At 70.4% G+C, this 16,544-nt stretch carries 16 protein-coding genes; 8 read left to right on the top strand and 8 right to left on the bottom strand.

Annotated features, from left to right (window positions below; translation table 11 throughout):
• Positions 1–7: 7 nt before the first annotated feature.
• Entirely contained in the window at positions 8–841 is an 834-nt protein-coding gene (locus H7A69_RS08620; protein WP_182046673.1) for a helix-turn-helix domain-containing protein, read from the top strand.
• A gap of 12 nt (positions 842–853) precedes the next feature.
• Here the strand turns inward: H7A69_RS08620 and dhaM are convergent, their stop codons facing one another.
• The 3 genes from dhaM to dhaK are packed head-to-tail and all read right to left on the bottom strand — an operon-like array spanning position 854 to position 3,212.
• A complete protein-coding gene (gene dhaM / locus H7A69_RS08615) occupies positions 854–1,555 on the bottom strand; it encodes a dihydroxyacetone kinase phosphoryl donor subunit DhaM (RefSeq protein WP_182046672.1) in 702 nt (233 codons plus the stop codon).
• A complete protein-coding gene (gene dhaL / locus H7A69_RS08610) occupies positions 1,552–2,178 on the bottom strand; it encodes a dihydroxyacetone kinase subunit DhaL (RefSeq protein ID WP_069710885.1) in 627 nt (208 codons plus the stop codon). Before dhaL ends, dhaM begins: the two co-directional genes overlap by 4 nt.
• Positions 2,179–2,210: 32 nt before the next feature.
• Positions 2,211–3,212: a dihydroxyacetone kinase subunit DhaK gene (gene dhaK / locus H7A69_RS08605; RefSeq protein ID WP_182046671.1), complete on the bottom strand. Its 1,002-nt coding sequence runs from the start codon at positions 3,210–3,212 to the stop codon at positions 2,211–2,213.
• Between the two features lie 312 nt (positions 3,213–3,524).
• Here dhaK and H7A69_RS08600 point away from each other — a divergent pair, with 312 nt between their 5' ends.
• Both H7A69_RS08600 and glpK read left to right on the top strand, forming a co-directional pair.
• Positions 3,525–4,250 (top strand): MIP/aquaporin family protein, encoded by a 726-nt coding sequence (locus tag H7A69_RS08600; protein WP_182046670.1) that lies wholly within the window; start codon positions 3,525–3,527, stop codon positions 4,248–4,250.
• Positions 4,251–4,294: 44 nt separating this feature from the next.
• A complete protein-coding gene (glpK, locus tag H7A69_RS08595; RefSeq protein ID WP_182046669.1) occupies positions 4,295–5,806 on the top strand; it encodes a glycerol kinase GlpK in 1,512 nt (503 codons plus the stop codon).
• Between the two features lie 83 nt (positions 5,807–5,889).
• Here the strand turns inward: glpK and trpD are convergent, their stop codons facing one another.
• A complete protein-coding gene (gene trpD, locus H7A69_RS08590; RefSeq protein WP_182046668.1) occupies positions 5,890–6,945 on the bottom strand; it encodes an anthranilate phosphoribosyltransferase in 1,056 nt (351 codons plus the stop codon).
• A 70-nt stretch (positions 6,946–7,015) separates the two neighbouring features.
• On the opposite strand from trpD, the gene H7A69_RS08585 reads away from it, so the two are divergent.
• The 5 genes from H7A69_RS08585 to H7A69_RS08565 all read left to right on the top strand — a co-directional run bounded on the left by H7A69_RS08585 (position 7,016) and on the right by H7A69_RS08565 (position 12,409).
• Positions 7,016–7,654, top strand: coding sequence for a heme-copper oxidase subunit III (locus H7A69_RS08585; protein WP_069710889.1), 639 nt, complete (start codon positions 7,016–7,018; stop codon positions 7,652–7,654).
• 21 nt (positions 7,655–7,675) lie between these two features.
• The gene (locus tag H7A69_RS08580; protein ID WP_069710890.1) at positions 7,676–8,479 is read left to right on the top strand and encodes a cytochrome c; all 804 of its coding nucleotides are present in this window, start codon (positions 7,676–7,678) and stop codon (positions 8,477–8,479) included.
• Positions 8,480–8,512: 33 nt separating this feature from the next.
• Entirely contained in the window at positions 8,513–9,580 is a 1,068-nt protein-coding gene (locus H7A69_RS08575) for a ubiquinol-cytochrome c reductase iron-sulfur subunit (protein WP_069710891.1), read from the top strand.
• Positions 9,580–11,274 (top strand): cytochrome b, encoded by a 1,695-nt coding sequence (locus H7A69_RS08570; RefSeq protein ID WP_182046667.1) that lies wholly within the window; start codon positions 9,580–9,582, stop codon positions 11,272–11,274. Before H7A69_RS08575 ends, H7A69_RS08570 begins: the two co-directional genes overlap by 1 nt.
• A gap of 175 nt (positions 11,275–11,449) precedes the next feature.
• A complete protein-coding gene (locus H7A69_RS08565) occupies positions 11,450–12,409 on the top strand; it encodes a phosphodiesterase (RefSeq protein ID WP_182046666.1) in 960 nt (319 codons plus the stop codon).
• 285 nt (positions 12,410–12,694) lie between these two features.
• Here H7A69_RS08565 and H7A69_RS08560 read toward each other — a convergent pair whose 3' ends face one another.
• From H7A69_RS08560 to H7A69_RS08545, 4 genes are all read right to left on the bottom strand, one after another.
• The gene (locus H7A69_RS08560) at positions 12,695–14,248 is read right to left on the bottom strand and encodes a stealth conserved region 3 domain-containing protein (RefSeq protein WP_182046665.1); all 1,554 of its coding nucleotides are present in this window, start codon (positions 14,246–14,248) and stop codon (positions 12,695–12,697) included.
• Positions 14,249–14,334: 86 nt separating this feature from the next.
• On the bottom strand, positions 14,335–14,781 hold the full coding sequence (locus H7A69_RS08555; RefSeq protein ID WP_259346147.1) for a DUF6804 family protein: 447 nt from the start codon (positions 14,779–14,781) through the stop codon (positions 14,335–14,337).
• Positions 14,781–15,365: a GDSL-type esterase/lipase family protein gene (locus tag H7A69_RS08550; RefSeq protein WP_182046664.1), complete on the bottom strand. Its 585-nt coding sequence runs from the start codon at positions 15,363–15,365 to the stop codon at positions 14,781–14,783. Before H7A69_RS08550 ends, H7A69_RS08555 begins: the two co-directional genes overlap by 1 nt.
• A partial coding sequence (locus H7A69_RS08545) for an SDR family oxidoreductase (RefSeq protein WP_182046663.1) occupies positions 15,362–16,544 on the bottom strand: 1,183 nt, incomplete at its 5' end. The genes H7A69_RS08550 and H7A69_RS08545, both read right to left, overlap by 4 nt.

The following is a 16,544-nucleotide window of genomic DNA, read 5'->3' as shown; positions in this document are numbered from 1 at the left end:
TGGGACCATGAGCGAGTTCGCGGACGTCCTGCGGTCCTGGCGTGACCGGGTCCGACCCGAGGAGGTCGGGCTGCCGGCCGGCGCGGGACGTCGGACACCCGGACTGCGGCGCGAGGAGCTCGCTGCGCTGGCCGGGGTCAGCGTCGACTACGTCGTGCGCCTCGAGCAGGGCCGGGCGACGAACCCCTCGCCGCAGATGCTCGGCGCGCTGGCGACGGCACTCCGCCTGTCCGTGGCGGAGCGCGACCACCTGTTCCGGGTGGCCGGCGCGGCCCCGCCGTCCCGCCAGCTCGTCCCCCGGCACGTGCCGCCGGGCGTGCAGCGCATCGTGGACCGGCTCGGCGACGTGCCGATCGCGGTGTTCACGGCCGCCCACGACATCGTCCTCTGGAACGACCTGTGGGCCGCCCTGAACGGCGACCCCTCGGGCTGGACCGGCATCGAGGGCAACCTCGTCTGGCGGCACTTCGTGCACGGCCACGACGGCGTCTCGTGGGACGACACCCACCAGGAGGACTTCTCGAGCGACCTGGTCGCCGACCTCCGCGCCGCGTCCGGACGCTACCCGGCCGACCGCGACCTCGCCGCCCTGGTCGCCCGCCTGCGTCGCGAGTCCCCGGAGTTCGAGCGACGGTGGGAGACCGGGCGGATCGCCGAGCACCGGACGAGCCGGAAGGTCGTCGCGAGCCGCGTCGGTCCGGTGGAGATCGACTGCGACGTCCTCACGGTGCCGGGCAGCGATCTCCGGATCGTCGTCTACACCGCGACGCCCGGTTCACCGGACGCAGCCGCCCTCGACCTGCTCCGGGTGACCGGGCTGCAAGAGCTGCCGACCGCCTGAGCGGGCGCAGGGCTACTCGCCGAACCCCGAGCGGACCAGTGCCACCAGCGTGTCGACGGCGTCCTGCGCGTCCGGACCGTCCGCCTCGACCGTCACGGACGCCCCCTGCGGCAGCGCCAGCGCCATGATCGCGAGCAGGCTCTTCGCGTCGACGCCGTTCACGCGGACGCGTGCCTCGTGCTTCGCCGCTGCCTTCACGAACTCGGCCGCGGGGCGGGCGTGCAGCCCGCTCTCGTTGACGAGCTCGACGGTCGCCGAGGCGACCGTCCCGTCGACGGGAGTTGCCTCGTCTGCCGGTGCCGTGCCTCCCGGCCGGGCGTCGTCGTCGAGCGTCGACCCGCCGGCGGACGCCGCTGCCGCCAGGACCGCCTTGGCGTCGCCGCCGGTCTGCGCGGCGACCGCGGCGGCGACCGTCCCCTCGACGAGCGGCGCCTGCGAGACGTGCACGCGGGCGCGGGCCTCGTCGTCGAGGAAGTCGAGCGCGGTGTCCGTGGTGAGGTAGGCGGACCCGAGGTCGCAGAGCACGACGACGGCGTCCGCGGCGGCGAGTTCCTCGATGCCGTCGGTGATCGCCTCGAAGGACGTCCCGATGCCGCCGTCGTCCGTGCCCCCGGCGGCGACGAGCGGGACGTCCGCCGCCATCTGGCGGGCGAGCTCGACGGTACCGGTCGCGATCGCCGCACTGTGCGACACGACCAGGATGCCGACGGTCACGCTGCGTCCACCGCTGCGCGCAGGATGTACGCGGTCGACTGCGCGCCCGGGTCGCGGTGCCCGACGGCGCGCTCGCCGAGGTAGCTCGCGCGCCCCTTGCGGGCGACGAGCGGGTCCGTCGACTCGGCGCCCGTGACGGCGGCGTCGGCCGCGGCCTCGAGCACCCGCTCCGGGCCCTCGCCGGCCGCTGCCGCCGTGCTCGCGGCGTCGACGGCGGCGGACCACGCGTCGACCATCGTCTTGTCGCCGACCTCGGCCTTGCCGCGCGACACGACGCCGTCGCGGGCGGCGGTGAGCACCGCGACCAGGGCGTCCGCGTCGAGCTCGGTAGCCTCCCCCGCCGCCTGCGCGGCCTTCAGGTAGGCGGTCCCGAACAGCGGACCGGCGGCGCCGCCGACGGTCGAGATGAGCTTCGTCGCGACGACCTTGAGGACCGCTCCCGGGGTCTCGAAGGAGCCGGCGTCGACGGCCTCGAGGACGGCGCGGAAGCCGCGGTCCAGGTTCTCGCCGTGGTCGCCGTCACCGATCTCGCGGTCGAGCGTGACGAGTTCTGCCCGGTGCTCGTCGATCGTCGCCGCGGTGCGACGCACCCAGTCGATGGCCCATGCGGTGTCGAGCGCCAATTCGTGTTCCCTTCCTGGACGGTGGTCGGTGGTCAACGGCCCCAGCGCAGTGCCGGGGTCTCCACCGGAGCGTCCCAGAGGGCGGTGAGCTCCTCGTCGAGCACCGTGACGGTGATCGAGAAGCCCGGCATCTCCAGGGACGTGACGTAGTCGCCGACCAAGCTACGCGCGACGTGGTGCCCGCGGTCGGTGAGCACCTCGGCGGCGCGTCGGTAGACGATGTAGAGCTCGGACTGCGGGGTCCCGCCCATGCCGTTCACCAGGAGCAGCAGTTGCGAGCCGGCCGGTGCGTCGAGGTCGGCGAGCACCGGTCCGAGCACGCGGTCGACGAGCTCGTCGGCGGGCGCCATCGCGATCCGCTCACGACCGGGCTCACCGTGGATCCCGATGCCGAGTTCGACCTCGTCGTCGGCGAGCGTGAAGGACGGCTCCCCCGCGTGCGGCACCGTGCCGGAGCCGAGCGCGAGCCCCATCGACCGCGTGACGTCGTTGACGTGCCGGGCGACGGCCGCAACGGCGTCGAGGTCGTCGCCGCGCTCGGCAGCGGCGCCGGCGCACTTCTCGACGACGACGGTCCCGGCGACACCGCGGCGCCCGGCGGTGTACAGCGAGTCCTGCACGGCGACGTCGTCGTCGACCACGACCGACTCGACACGGACGTCGTCCATCGCGGCGAGCTCGGCGGCGGTCTCGAAGTTGAGCACGTCGCCCGTGTAGTTCTTGACGATGTGGAGCACGCCCGCTCCCCCGTCGACGGCCTTGGTCGCTGCGACGATCGGGTCCGGGGTCGGGCTCGTGAAGACCGGACCGGGGACGGCCGCGTCGAGCATGCCGTGGCCGACGAAGCCCGCGTGCAGCGGCTCGTGTCCGCTGCCGCCACCGCTGACGATGCCGACCTTGCCCGCGACCGGGGCGTCGACGCGCCGGAGGTGGATCGGGTCCTCGACGAGGACCACGTGGCCCTCGTGCGCCCGGGCGAAGCCGCGGACGGTCTCGGTGACGACGTCGTGCGGATCGTTGATGAGCTTCTTCACGCTGACCTCCACGGGTGCGGGGCCGACCGTCGGAGGAGCCGTCCACCGCCGTCGTCGACCGGAGTGGGTTCACCCTACAGCGGGCGCTCGTTCGCATGCCGTGCACGTTCGTGCACGACCATCGCGGTCAGCGGGCCGCTTCGGATGGCGCGCCGCACACTGCTCCTGCACGTTCGTGCACTTCGCGGAGGTTCCCTCGGCGCCGCATCGCGGAGCGGTGACCGGCGTCACTATGCTCGGCCCCAATCACTCGACGGGGAGTGCCGGACGCAGCACCACCGGACCCCCACCCACTCGCACTGGAGGTCACCGATGGACGGCATCGGCGTCAATTTCATGTCAGAGCTCGTCGGAACGGCGTTGCTCATCATCCTCGGTGGCGGTGTCGTCGCCGCCGTGTCCCTCACGAAGTCCAAGGGCTTCGGCGCCGGCTTCCTCATGGTCACGATCGGCTGGGGCTTCGCGGTCTTCGCCGGCGTCACCGTGTCGTACAGCTCGGGCGGCCAGCTGAACCCCGCCGTGACCCTCGCCCAGGCGCTCCTGGGCAACATCACCGTCGGCGAGATGTTCCTCTACTGGATCGCCCAGCTCATCGGCGCGATCATCGGTGCCGTCATCGTGTGGCTCGCCTACAAGCAGCACTTCGACGAGGAGCCCGACGCAGCCGCCAAGCTCGGCGTGTTCTCCACCGGCCCGGCCATCCGCAGCTACGGCTGGAACGTCGTCACCGAGATCATCGGCACCTTCGTCCTCGTGTTCGTCGTCCTCGCCTTCACCAACGGCAAGACCCCGGCCGAGCTCGGCGCGGTCCCCGTCGCCTTCCTCGTGATCGCGATCGGTGTCTCGCTCGGTGGCCCCACCGGCTACGCCATCAACCCGGCCCGTGACCTCGGCCCGCGCATCGCGCACGCGCTCCTGCCCATCAAGGGCAAGGGCTCGAGCGACTGGGCCTACGCGTGGGTCCCGGTCGTCGGCCCGCTGATCGGTGGCGCCCTCGCCGCCGGCGCGTCGACCTTCCTGCTCCCCGTCGTCTCCTGACGACCTCCCGTCCACCACACCGAACACACCCCCAAGGAGAACCCATGGCCGACTACATCGTCGCCATCGACCAGGGCACGACCTCGACGCGCGCCATCGTCTTCGACCACTCCGGCTCGATCGTGTCCGTCGGACAGAAGGAGCACGAGCAGATCTTCCCGCGAGCGGGATGGGTCGAGCACGACCCGGCCGAGATCTGGGACAACGTCCGCGAGGTCATCGGCCAGGCCCTGTCCCGCGCCGACATCACCCGCCACGACGTCGCGGCGGTCGGCATCACGAACCAGCGCGAGACCGCGGTGGTCTGGGACAAGAACACCGGCAAGGCCGTCTACAACGCCATCGTCTGGCAGGACACCCGCACGCAGTCGATCGTCGACAAGCTCGCCGACGGTGACACCGACCGCTACAAGGCGGTCGTCGGCCTGCCCCTCGCGACGTACTTCGCCGGCACCAAGATCGCCTGGATCCTCGAGAACGTCGAGGGTGCGCGCGAGAAGGCCGAGGCGGGCGACCTGCTGTTCGGCACCACCGACACCTGGGTCCTCTGGAACCTGACCGGCGGCACCGACGGCGGCGTCCACAAGACCGACGTCACGAACGCGTCCCGCACGCTGTTCATGGACCTCGAGACGCTGCAGTGGCGCGACGACATCCTGGCCGACTTCGGGGTGCCGAAGTCGATGCTCCCGGAGATCGTCAGCTCCTCCGAGGTCTACGGCCACGTCGAGTCCTCGAGCCTGCTCCGCGAGGTCCCGATCGCCGGCATCCTCGGCGACCAGCAGGCCGCGACCTTCGGGCAGGCGGCGTTCGACCAGGGCGAGTCGAAGAACACCTACGGTACCGGCAACTTCCTCATCTTCAACACGGGCACGGAGATCGTCCGGTCGGAGAACGGGCTGCTCACCACGGTCGGCTACAAGCTCGGCGACCAGGAGACGCACTACGCCCTCGAGGGCTCGATCGCCGTCACGGGCTCGCTCATCCAGTGGCTCCGCGACAACCTCGGCATCATCGGCAGCGCACCGGAGGTCGAGGCCCTCGCCAAGACCGTCGAGGACAACGGCGGCGTGTACTTCGTGCCGGCGTTCTCCGGCCTGTTCGCGCCGTACTGGCGCCCGGACGCCCGCGGCGCGCTCGTGGGTCTGACCCGGTACGTCAACAAGGGCCACATCGCCCGTGCCGCCCTCGAGGCGACGGCGCTGCAGACCCGCGAGGTCCTCGACGCCGTCAACGCCGACTCCGGCGTCGACCTGACCGAGCTCAAGGTCGACGGTGGCATGACCGCCAACGACGCGCTCATGCAGTTCCAGGCGGACATCCTGAACGTGCCGGTCGTCCGCCCGGTCGTCGCGGAGACCACCGCCCTCGGTGCCGCCTACGCCGCCGGTCTGGCCGTCGGGTTCTGGGCGAACCTCGACGAGCTCCGCGCCAACTGGCAGGAGGACAAGCGCTGGGAGCCGCAGCTCGACGACGCCGAGCGCGACCGCACGCTCCGCCTGTGGAAGAAGGCCGTCACGAAGACCTTCGACTGGGTCGACGAGGACGTGCGCTGACGCTCTGCTGAGGTGACCGCCTGGAGGCGCGGTGCCGGTCCCACGGACCGGCACCGCGCCTCTCGTGCGTGCGCTGGTGGTGCTCAGGCAGCGGGTGCCGCGCCGACCCAGTCGGCGAGCTTGCGGGCCGCGGCGCCGGAGTCGACCGCGTCCGCCGCCACGACGAGCTGCTCGCGGAAGCGCTGCAGGATCGGCCGGTCGGCCTGCTCCGGGTCCTCGGCCAGGCGGAAGGACACGAGACCGGCAGCGGCGTTGAGCAGGACGATGTCGCGGACCGGTCCGGTCTCCCCGGCGAGCACGCGGTGGACGACCGCGGCGTTGTGCTCGGGGTCGCCGCCGAGCAGGTCCTCGGTGCGGGCGCGGGCGATGCCGAGGTCGCGGGGGTCGAGGTCGTGCTCGGTGACCCGCCCGCCCGTGACCTCCCAGATGTGCGAGTGCCCGGTCGTCGTGAGCTCGTCCAGCCCGTCGTCCCCCCGGAAGACCAACGCGGTCGCGCCCCGGGTCTGGAACACGCCCGTGATGATCGGCACCAGTTCGAGCTGTGCCACGCCCACGGCGTTCGCCTCGCAGCGCGCCGGGTTCACGAGCGGCCCGAGGAAGTTGAACACCGTCGGGACGCCGATCTCGCGACGGACGGGGGCGGCGTGCGCGAAGCCCGGGTGGAAGGCGCTCGCGAAGGCGAAGGTCAGTCCGACACGCCGGAAGGTGTCCGCGACGCGCACCGCGTCCATGGAGAGGTCGAGCCCGAGCGCGGCGAGCACGTCGCTCGACCCGGACTTCGAGGAGCTCGCGCGGTTGCCGTGCTTGACGACCGGCACGCCCGAGGCGGCGATGACGATCGCGGCCATCGTCGAGACGTTCACGGTGCCGACCACGTCGCCCCCGGTGCCGACGATGTCGAGCGCCATCGGGTCGACGTCCAGCGGTACGGCGGCGTCGAGGATCGCGTCGCGGAACCCGACGACCTCGTCGACCGTCTCGCCCTTCGCCCGCAGCGCCACGGCGAAGGCGGCGATCTGGGAGTGGGTCGCACGTCCCTGCACGATCTCCTCCATGGCCCACGTGGACTGGCTGATCGTGAGGTCCTCGCGTGCCATGAGGGCGCTGATCACCGCGGGCCAGGAGAGTGGGAGCGACATGCCTCGATCGTACTGAGTTCGGAAGACCCGCCAGTCTGCTGCGAAAACACTGTCACCGGTTTCGGCCATAATGGAACACGTGACTAGCACCCCTCTCTCCAGATCCGCCAGCGGTCCGGTCCTGAACAGGCCGAACGCCGTTGCCGTGGGGACGATCGTGTGGCTGGGCAGCGAGGTCATGTTCTTCGCCGGCCTGTTCGCGATCTACTTCACGCTGCGCAGCACGTCCCCCGAGCTCTGGGCCACCGAGACCTCCAAGCTCGACGTGCCCTACGCCTCCGTGAACACGATCATCCTGGTGCTGTCCAGCTTCGCCTGCCAGTTCGCGGTGTTCGCCGCGGAGCGCTTCCAGGTGCACCGCACGAGCTGGAACCCGAAGGACTGGGGCATGACGGAGTGGTTCTTCGTCACCTACTGCATGGGCGCGATCTTCGTCTGCGGCCAGCTCTTCGAGTACGCGCACCTCTGGCACGACGGGGTCACGCTGTCGTCCAGCGCCTACGGCTCCGCGTTCTACATGACCACCGGCTTCCACGGCCTGCACGTCACGGGTGGTCTCATCGCCTTCCTCCTGACCCTCGGCCGCGGCTTCGCCGCCAAGAACTTCGGTCACAAGGAAGCGACCACCGCGATCGTCGTGTCGTACTACTGGCACTTCGTCGACGTCGTCTGGATCGGCCTCTTCGCCGTCATCTACCTTCTCAAGTAGGAACTGGATAGCCCCCACCGCATGTTCAACAGAAGCAAGTCCAAGAAGGGCCGCCGCTCCCCGATGGCGACCGTGTCGCTCATCGTCGTGGGTCTGATGACCACCGGCGGCGCGTACGCGCTGTTCAGCTCGACGGCCAACGCCGACGACAGCACCACCACCGCTGCGTCGAGCCAGTCCCAGGTGAACGAGGGCGAGAAGCTCTTCGCCTCGAACTGCGCCACCTGCCACGGGCTCGATGCCCAGGGCACCGGCGAGGGCCCGTCCCTCATCGGCGTCGGCGCCGCGTCGGTCGACTTCCAGGTCGGCACCGGCCGCATGCCGATGGCTGCGCAGGGCCCCCAGGCCGAGGAGAAGCCCGCTCAGTTCACGGACGAGCAGGTCGACGCCATGGGCGCCTACGTCGCTTCGCTGGGCCCCGGCCCGTCGGTCCCGTCCTCGTCGCTGACGGACGGCAAGGGTGACGCGGCCGAGGGCGCCGAGCTCTTCCGCATCAACTGCGCCATGTGCCACAACGTGGCCGGTGCCGGTGGCGCCCTGACCGAGGGCAAGTACGCCCCGAACCTGCAGTCGGTGTCCGGCAAGCACATCTACGAGGCCATGGTCACGGGCCCGCAGAACATGCCGGTGTTCAACGACCTGAACCTCACCCCGGAGCAGAAGGCCGACATCATCACGTACCTCAAGTACGTGCAGGACAACAAGTCGCCCGGCGGGTTCGCCCTCGGCTCCCTCGGCCCGGTGGCAGAGGGTCTGTTCATCTGGATCTTCGGCCTCGGTGCCGTCGTCGCGATGACCGTCTGGCTGACGGCGAAGTCCAACTGATCGTCCGTGTCGAACGACACTGAAGGGAACACCATGGCAGAGCACGACGACGAGGCACTGAACTCGTCCTCGGCTGTCGAGAAGCACGGCACGACCAGCACCTCCGTCGGGACGGCTGTCGTCCCCGCCGAGCCGTTCGAGAACCCGGGCGAGCCGCCGCACCGCCCTCGCCGCACCGACGTCGACCCGAAGAAGCAGCGCCTCGCCGAGCGTCAGGTCGCGACGTTCTTCTACCTCTCCGTCGTGGGCAGCGTCCTCGCGATCGCGGCGTACGTCGCGTTCCCGATCGACCCCGAGGACTTCGGAACCGTCCGTGCCGGCAACCTCTGGCTCGGCCTCTCGATCGCGCTCGCCCTCCTCGCACTCGGCCTCGGCGCCGTCTACTGGGGCAAGTCGCTGGTCGTCGACCGCGAGATCTCGGAGATGCGCCACGGCACCCGTGGCACCGACGCGACCCGCGCCAAGGCGGTCGAGGCGTTCCAGCTCGCCGACAAGGAGTCGGGCTTCAGCCGTCGCAAGCTGATCCGCAACTCGATGATCGGTGCGCTGGCGGCCTTCCCGCTGCCGGGCATCGTGCTCGTCCGTGACCTGGCCCCCGCCGAGGACCCGAACGAGCTCCTGCGCCACACGTTCTGGAAGTCGGGCATGCGCCTGACCAAGGACCCGACGGGCCTGCCGATCAAGGCGTCCGACGTCACGATCGGTTCGGTGTTCCACGTCATCCCGGACGGCATGCTCGACTCCGAGCACATGCTCGAGGAGAAGGCGAAGGCCTCCGTCCTCCTCATGCGTCTCGACCCGAAGGACCTCAACCCCAGCAAGGGGCACGAGGACTGGGGCTACGACGGCATCGTCGCCTACTCCAAGATCTGCACCCACGTCGGGTGCCCGGTCGCGCTCTACGAGCAGCAGACGCACCACCTGCTGTGCCCGTGCCACCAGTCGACGTTCGACGTCTCGAACAACTGCGAGGTCATCTTCGGCCCGGCTGCACGTCCCCTCCCCCAACTTCCGATCGCGATCGACGACGACGGCTACCTGGTCGCACAGAGCGACTTCCACGAGCCGGTCGGGCCGTCCTTCTGGGAGCGTGAACGCTGATGACCAGCACCACCACCACCAGCGCACCGACGACGGCCACCCGGCCCGAGCCGACGCGCGGGTCCCGTCTCATCGGGGCCACCGCCAACTACATCGACGAGCGCACCAGCATCTCCGGCCTCGTGAAGGAGGTCGGGCGCAAGATCTTCCCCGACCACTGGAGCTTCATGCTCGGCGAGGTCGCGCTCTACAGCTTCGTCGTCGTCCTGCTCTCGGGAACGTTCCTGACGTTCTTCTTCCAGGCGTCGATGACCGAGGTCGTCTACAACGGCTCCTACGTGCCGCTCAAGGGCGTCGAGATGTCGACCGCCCTGCAGTCGACGCTGAACATCTCGTTCGACATCCGCGGCGGGCTGTTCGTCCGGCAGATCCACCACTGGGCCGCCCTGCTGTTCGTCGCCTCGGTGATGCTGCACATGGCCCGCGTGTTCTTCACGGGTGCCTTCCGCAAGCCGCGTGAGCTCAACTGGGTCTTCGGCTTCGTGCTGTGGGTCCTGGCCATGGCCGAGGGCTTCACCGGCTACTCGCTCCCCGACGACCTGCTCTCCGGCAACGGTCTCCGCATCATCGTCGGCATGATCGAGGGCGTCCCGGTGATCGGCGTCTGGATCGCCTACCTGCTCTTCGGCGGCGAGTTCCCGGGCACCGACATCGTCGGCCGCCTCTACACGCTGCACATCCTGCTGCTGCCGGCGATCCTCGTCGCCGTGCTGGGCGTCCACCTCGTGCTGGTCGTCATCAACAAGCACACGCAGTTCGCCGGACCCGGCAAGACCGAGGAGAACGTCGTCGGCGTCCCGATCCTCCCGGCGTTCGCCGCGAAGGCCGGTGGCTTCTTCTTCATCGTCGCGGGCATCCTGGCCCTCATCGCGTCGCTGTTCACGATCAACCCGATCTGGAACTACGGCCCGTACGACCCGTCCCCGGTGTCCGCCGGTACCCAGCCCGACTGGTACATCGGCTTCGCCGACGGTGCGCTCCGTCTGGTGCCGCCGCACTGGGAGGTCGTGTGGTTCGGCTACACGGTGTCGTTCAACATCCTCGCGCCGATCGCCGTCCTGATGGCCCTCATCATCGCGATGTTCGCCTACCCGTTCCTCGAGGCGTGGGTGACGGGCGACAAGCGTGAGCACCACCTCGCCGACCGTCCGCGCAACGCCCCGACCCGCACGGCCATCGGTGCCGCCGGCATCACGCTCTACGCGTCGCTGTGGGCCGCTGCCTCGTCGGACATCATCGCGACGCACTTCATGGTGTCGATCGAGCACGTGATCCACGTGATCCAGGCCACGACGGTCCTCGGCCCGTTCGTCGCCTTCTGGATCACGAAGCGTGTCTGCCTGGCGCTGCAGAAGAAGGACCGCGAGATCGTCCTGCACGGCTACGAGTCGGGCCGCATCGTCCGACTCCCCCACGGCGAGTACATCGAGGTGCACGAGCAGCTCGACGAGTACGAGCGCTGGAAGCTCCTGCAGTTCAACGAGTACAAGCCGCTCATGGTCCGCCCGGATGCGAAGGGTCGGATCACCGGCGTGCAGAAGGTCCGTGCGAACGTCTCCCGCTTCTTCTTCGAGGACCGCATCGCGCCGGTCACGAAGGCCGAGCTCGAGGCCGCGCACGCCGCACACCACGGCCCGGAGTTGGAGGGCGACCACCAGGCCCAGGCCCCGGCGCTCGGTGCGGCCAACCACTGAATACCAGCACCACCGAACGAGCCCCCCGACCACATCGTGGTCGGGGGGCTCGTTCGTTCCGGTTCGGCGAAACCCCGCTTCCGGTTCACCCCCAGTTCACGGTGTCGTGCTGGACTCGTCCAGGACGGTGTGGCAACGTGTTGCACCACGCATCCGCCAACGGAACGAGAGACCGATGGACAGCCGGACGGCCGAACACCCCAGGCCGAACCACTTCCTCCTCCACCTCAGCGACACCCACCTCGTGGCGGGTGACGGCGCGCTCTACGGCGACGTCGACTCCGCCGCGCGACTCTCCGCGATCATCGCCGACATCGAGGCATCGGGCACGCGGCCCGAGGCGATCGTCATCACCGGCGACGTGGCGGACAAGGGCGAACCCGGTGCCTACGTGCGGGTCCGAGACATCGTCGAGCCGGCCGCCGAGCGCCTCGGTGCGCAGGTCGTGTGGGCCATGGGGAACCACGACGAGCGCGGTGCCTTCCGGCAGGAGCTCTTCGGTCTCCAGCCGACCGACCGTCCGGTCGACTTCGTCTACGACGTGAACGGCCTCCGCGTCATCACCCTCGACACGAGCGTGCCGGGGGCGCACCACGGCGAGGTCTCCCCCGCCCAGCTCGACTGGCTCGCCGAGGTGCTGTCCGAGGCGGCGCCGCACGGCACGATCCTCGCGATGCACCACCCGCCGGTGCCGAGCGTGCAGGACCTCGCCGTGCTCGTCGAGCTGCGCGACCAGGCCGCGCTGGCGGAGGTCGTCGAGGGGTCGGACGTCATCTCGATCATCGCCGGACACCTGCACTACTCGACGAGCGCCGTGTTCGCGGGTGTGCCCGTGTCCGTGGCGAGTGCCACCTGCTACACCCAGGACCTCACCGAGTACCAGGGCGGGACCCGGGGCCAGGACGGCGCGCAGTCGTTCAACCTCGTGCACGTGTACGGCAACAACGTCGTGCACTCCGTTGTGCCGATCGGCCACTACTCGACGGTGGGTGAGCCGGTGTCCGCGGAGCAGACCGAGGCGCGTCTCGGTGCGGCCGGCATCACCATCGCTCCGGCCGTCGAGCCGGCGCCCGTCACGTCGAGCATCCCGGTGTTCACCCTGGACACGGTGCCCACCTCCCCCATCCGTCGCTGACCGCCATCCGTCCTTGATGGCCGTCACGTCGCTGACGGCCACCTGTCCTTGATGGCCGGATGTCGCTGCATGCCGGACAGCGATGGAGGGTGACGTCCCTGCCGGACGCGCGCCGGGCCTCCCGTCCGTCACTGTGGATGTTCGCGTCCGCCGAACGGCCACGACGTGCCGCGCGCGGTCGTCCGGCGGGCACGACTCGTCGCGCCCGCGCGCCGAGCGTGACAGGAAGGACCCGCTCGCGCGGAGGCGACCGGCCCGGAACAGGCCGGACCGGCCGCAGCCCGCTCAGTCGGTCGGCTGCTCCCACGGCGCCGGGAACGGGAAGTACTTCTCGAGGAAGTCCGTCACCCGCCGCGTGCGCTCCTCGTCGGAGACCTCCGGGAAGCTGCCGTCGTTGAGGCAGAAGAAGTCGACGTTCCGCTTCTTGAGCAGGTCCTCGAGCGCCTTGAGCCCGGACTGCATCGTCGTGTCGACGTACCGGACCGGCGCGTTCTCCTGCACGATGGCCCGCCCCGTGAGCAGCGCGTAGTAGTGGTAGAGCGAGTTCGTGACGGAGATGTTCTCGGCCGCACGGAACCGCGAGGCCATCGTCGCGCGGAACTCGTCCGCGAACTCGTGCTCCATCTCGGTCATGATCGACGCCCGGAGCGGGGTCGGCGCGTGCTCGAGGTGCCGCGTGGTGACGGCGCCGAACCGCTGCTGCAGGAGGCGGCGGTTGACCCGGGCGGAGTTCTCGAATCCGCTTCGAGCCGGGTTGTTCGAGCCGAGCCCGATGCGGGTCGTCGCGAGGATGAACTTCGTCACCGAACCCGGGCTGAAGAACACCGACGGGTCCACGAGTCGCCCGAAGAACATGTCGTCGTTTGAGTAGATGAAGTGCTCGCTGATGCCCGGGATGTGGTGCAGCTGGGACTCGACGGCCTGCGAGTTGTGCGTCGGCAGCACGGACGGGTCGGCGAAGAACTCCTCGCTCCGCACGATCCGCACCTTCGGGTGGTCCGCGAGCCACGCCGGCGCCGGGGAGTCGGTGGCGATGTAGATGCGGCGGATCCACGGTGCGAAGGTGTGCACGGAGCGGAGCGCGTACTTCAGCTCGTCGATCTGCCGGAAGCGGGCCGGGGCGTCGTCGCCCTCGCCGAGCACGGCGTTCGCCTGCGCGGCCTGACGGGCGCGCTGGTACTCGATCGCGTTGCCGTCGACCCACGAGAAGACGATGTCGATGGGGAAGCGGATGTCGGAGACGTGGTCGTCGAACATGTGCTCGACCGTCCGCCAGGTGCGGCCGTACCGCTCGATGTCGACGAGCACGAACTCGTCGATCGGCAGGCTGCGGCGCATGAGCGCGTTCTCGACGGGCGCGAGCACCTCGGTGTCGGTGACGCGCCAGAACTCGAGCTGCACGCTCGTCTCGGCGCCGTACCGGAGGCGACCGAGGGGCTCGAGGCGGGGCCGGAAGACCCGGAGCACGGGCTCGTCGGCGTTGCCGAGGCCGTCGTCGACGACGAGGACCGCGGGCTCCCCCGGCGGCTTGGCGTAGAGCGGCTCGTTCGCTGCGGCCGCCATGACGGCGCTCTCGGCGCGCTGGCGGTCCCGCTCGTCGACCGCGATGACCGGCCGTCGGTCGTTGCCACGGATGAGCAGGTGGTCGACGTCACCGGCGGTGAGGGCGTCGTCGAGGAACAACAGGTCCTCGATCATCGACTGCTGGGGCGTGAGGTGCCCGTTGACCAGGGTCAGCCGTCCCTTGCGGACGACGACGTCGGGACGGTCGAGACCGCCGGAGGACGGTCGAGGGTTCAGCAGAGGACTCTCGGTCGCCGGCTCGGTCTCGTGGCTCATCCATGCCCTTCGGGTCGCGTCAGCCGGACCCCGTGCCCGGCTCCTGCGATCCTACCGTCCGCCGGGAGAACGCGAGCGCGTGCCGGTCACGGCCGGGAGGCACGCCCCGCGTCCGCCTCACGGGGCACCTTGACCGAGATCCCGACCAGGATGAACGCCGCGGCCGCGACGAGCTGCAGGGCCGCCCAGACCTGTCCCGGGATCGGCACGACGACGACCGGGTTCCAGCAGACCGCGATCGCGGCCGTCAGGGCCACGGCCCACCACGCCCGGCCGCGGACCGCGAAGACGAGCACGATGAGGGCGAGCACCGTCACCCCCCAGCGGACGAAGACGAACGCCGACGAGTCGACGATCGCCACGAAGGCGACGAGGACCACCGCGGCGAGCAGCGACGGCGCGAGTGCGGGGCGCGTGAACGACGGTGTGCCGTCGGTCCCGGCGGTCGCGCCCGCCGGCCGTCGCGCGTCCGGACGCCCCGACGGCACGCCCTGCAGCGACGACCCGGCCGGTGGGCGTCCCTTCCGCGGCATCAGGCGCCGGTCTCCCCGAGGTCGATCGCCTGGATGGAGCGGGACATCGGGGGCAGGTCGCGGACCCGTTCGAGCGCCGGCAGGAGCTCGTCGACGACCGCGCGGTAGCCGTCCTCGGTCAGGTGCAGGCCGTCGTCGGTGTACCGGGCGTCCAGGTGGTCGTCGTCGGCGAGGGCCGGCCACAGGTCGAGGTACTGCGCGTGGCAGGTTGCGACGAACTGGCGGAGGTGGCGGTTGGCCTCCTCGATCTTCGCGCACCAGTTGGCCTGCCGCGGCAGGATCGAGACGAGCAGCAGTCGGACCCCGGGCAGCTCGCGGCGGAGCGTCACGAGGATCGACTCCACGCCGCGGACGACGTGCTCGACGCTGGCGCGGTGGTTGCCGAAGTCGTTCGTCCCGATGAGGAGCACGATCACCTCGGGCTGCTCCGCGATGACGTCGTCGAGCCGGGCGAGCACGCCGTCGGTGGTGTCGCCACCGACTCCGCGGTTGCTCGTGCGTTCGCCGGGGAGCCACTGGTCCCACGACCCCTGCTCGGTGATGCTGTCGCCCAGGAACAGGACGCTGGGGTGTTCCGTGGTCATGCTGCCTCCTCGTGTGCCGGTTGCGGGTCCCCATTCTGCTGGGTCCAGTTCCGCCCCGTCGACTCGGTGTGTTCGGACTCGCGCTCGGCCGCCGCGGTGATGCGCTCGACCATGCCGGGGAAGATGACGCCGTGGAAGGGCAGGATGCCGTACCAGTACAGGCGCCCGGACAGCCCCTGGGGGAAGTAGATCGCCCGCTGGTGGTAGTCACTGCCGCCGTCGTCGCTCGGCGTCACGGTCATCTCGAGCCAGGCGCGGCCCGGGGACTTGAACTCCGCCCGCAGGCGGAGGTACCGGCCACGCTCGAGCTGCTCGACGCGCCACCAGTCGAGCGCGTCGCCCTGCTCGAGCCGGCGCTGGTCGCGACGGCCCCGGTTCAGCCCGACGCCGCCGGCCACCTTGTCGAGCCACCCACGGGCGACCCACGCCAGCGGGAACGAGTACCAGCCGTTCTCGCCGCCGATCGACTCGACGACCCGCCACACGTCCGCGGCGCTGGCCGAGGAGTGTCGCTTCCGGTCGTCCACGTACACCGTGTGGCCGGCCCACTCGGGGTCGCTCGGCAGCGGGTCGGCGGACGTCGCCGCGAGGGTCGCGTTGCGCCAGCTCGTCTCGACCTCGCCGTCGCGCATCTTCGTCAGGGCGAGCCGCACGGCACGGCGGTAGGAGGTCAGGCCGCCCTCGGGACGGGGGACGACGTCGTCGATGTCGTGCTCGCGCTGGACGCACTCGAACTGGAGCGACTCGATGATCGGCGTCGCGAGCTTGCGCGGGATGGGCGTCACGATGTTGAACCAGTGCGCGGACAGCCCCGGGGTGAGCACGGGGAGCACCGAGAAGCGGCGCTGCGGCAGCCCGGCCTCGACCGCGTAGCCGTTGAGCATCTGGCCGTACTTGAGCACGTCCGGCCCGCCGATGTCGAAGGTGCGGTTCACGTCGGCCGGGATCCGGAGCGCCTCGACGAGGTAGTACAGGACGTCCCGCACGGCGATCGGCTGGATGCGGTTGCGCACCCACCGCGGCGCGGGCATCCACGGCAGGACGTCGGTGACGTGGCGGATCATCTCGAACGAGGTGCTGCCCGAGCCGATGACCACACCCGCCTGGTAGGCGATGGTCGGCACGCCGGACGCGAGCAGCACGTCGCCCACCTCCTTGCGGCTGCGGAGGTGCTTGGAG

The sequence above is a fragment of the Curtobacterium sp. ME26 genome, from assembly GCF_903970945.1.
In the GTDB taxonomy this organism is placed as follows: Bacteria; Actinomycetota; Actinomycetes; order Actinomycetales; family Microbacteriaceae; genus Curtobacterium; species Curtobacterium citri.
Note: the sequence above shows the minus strand (reverse complement) of the source record. Positions and strands in the feature narration are given on the sequence as shown.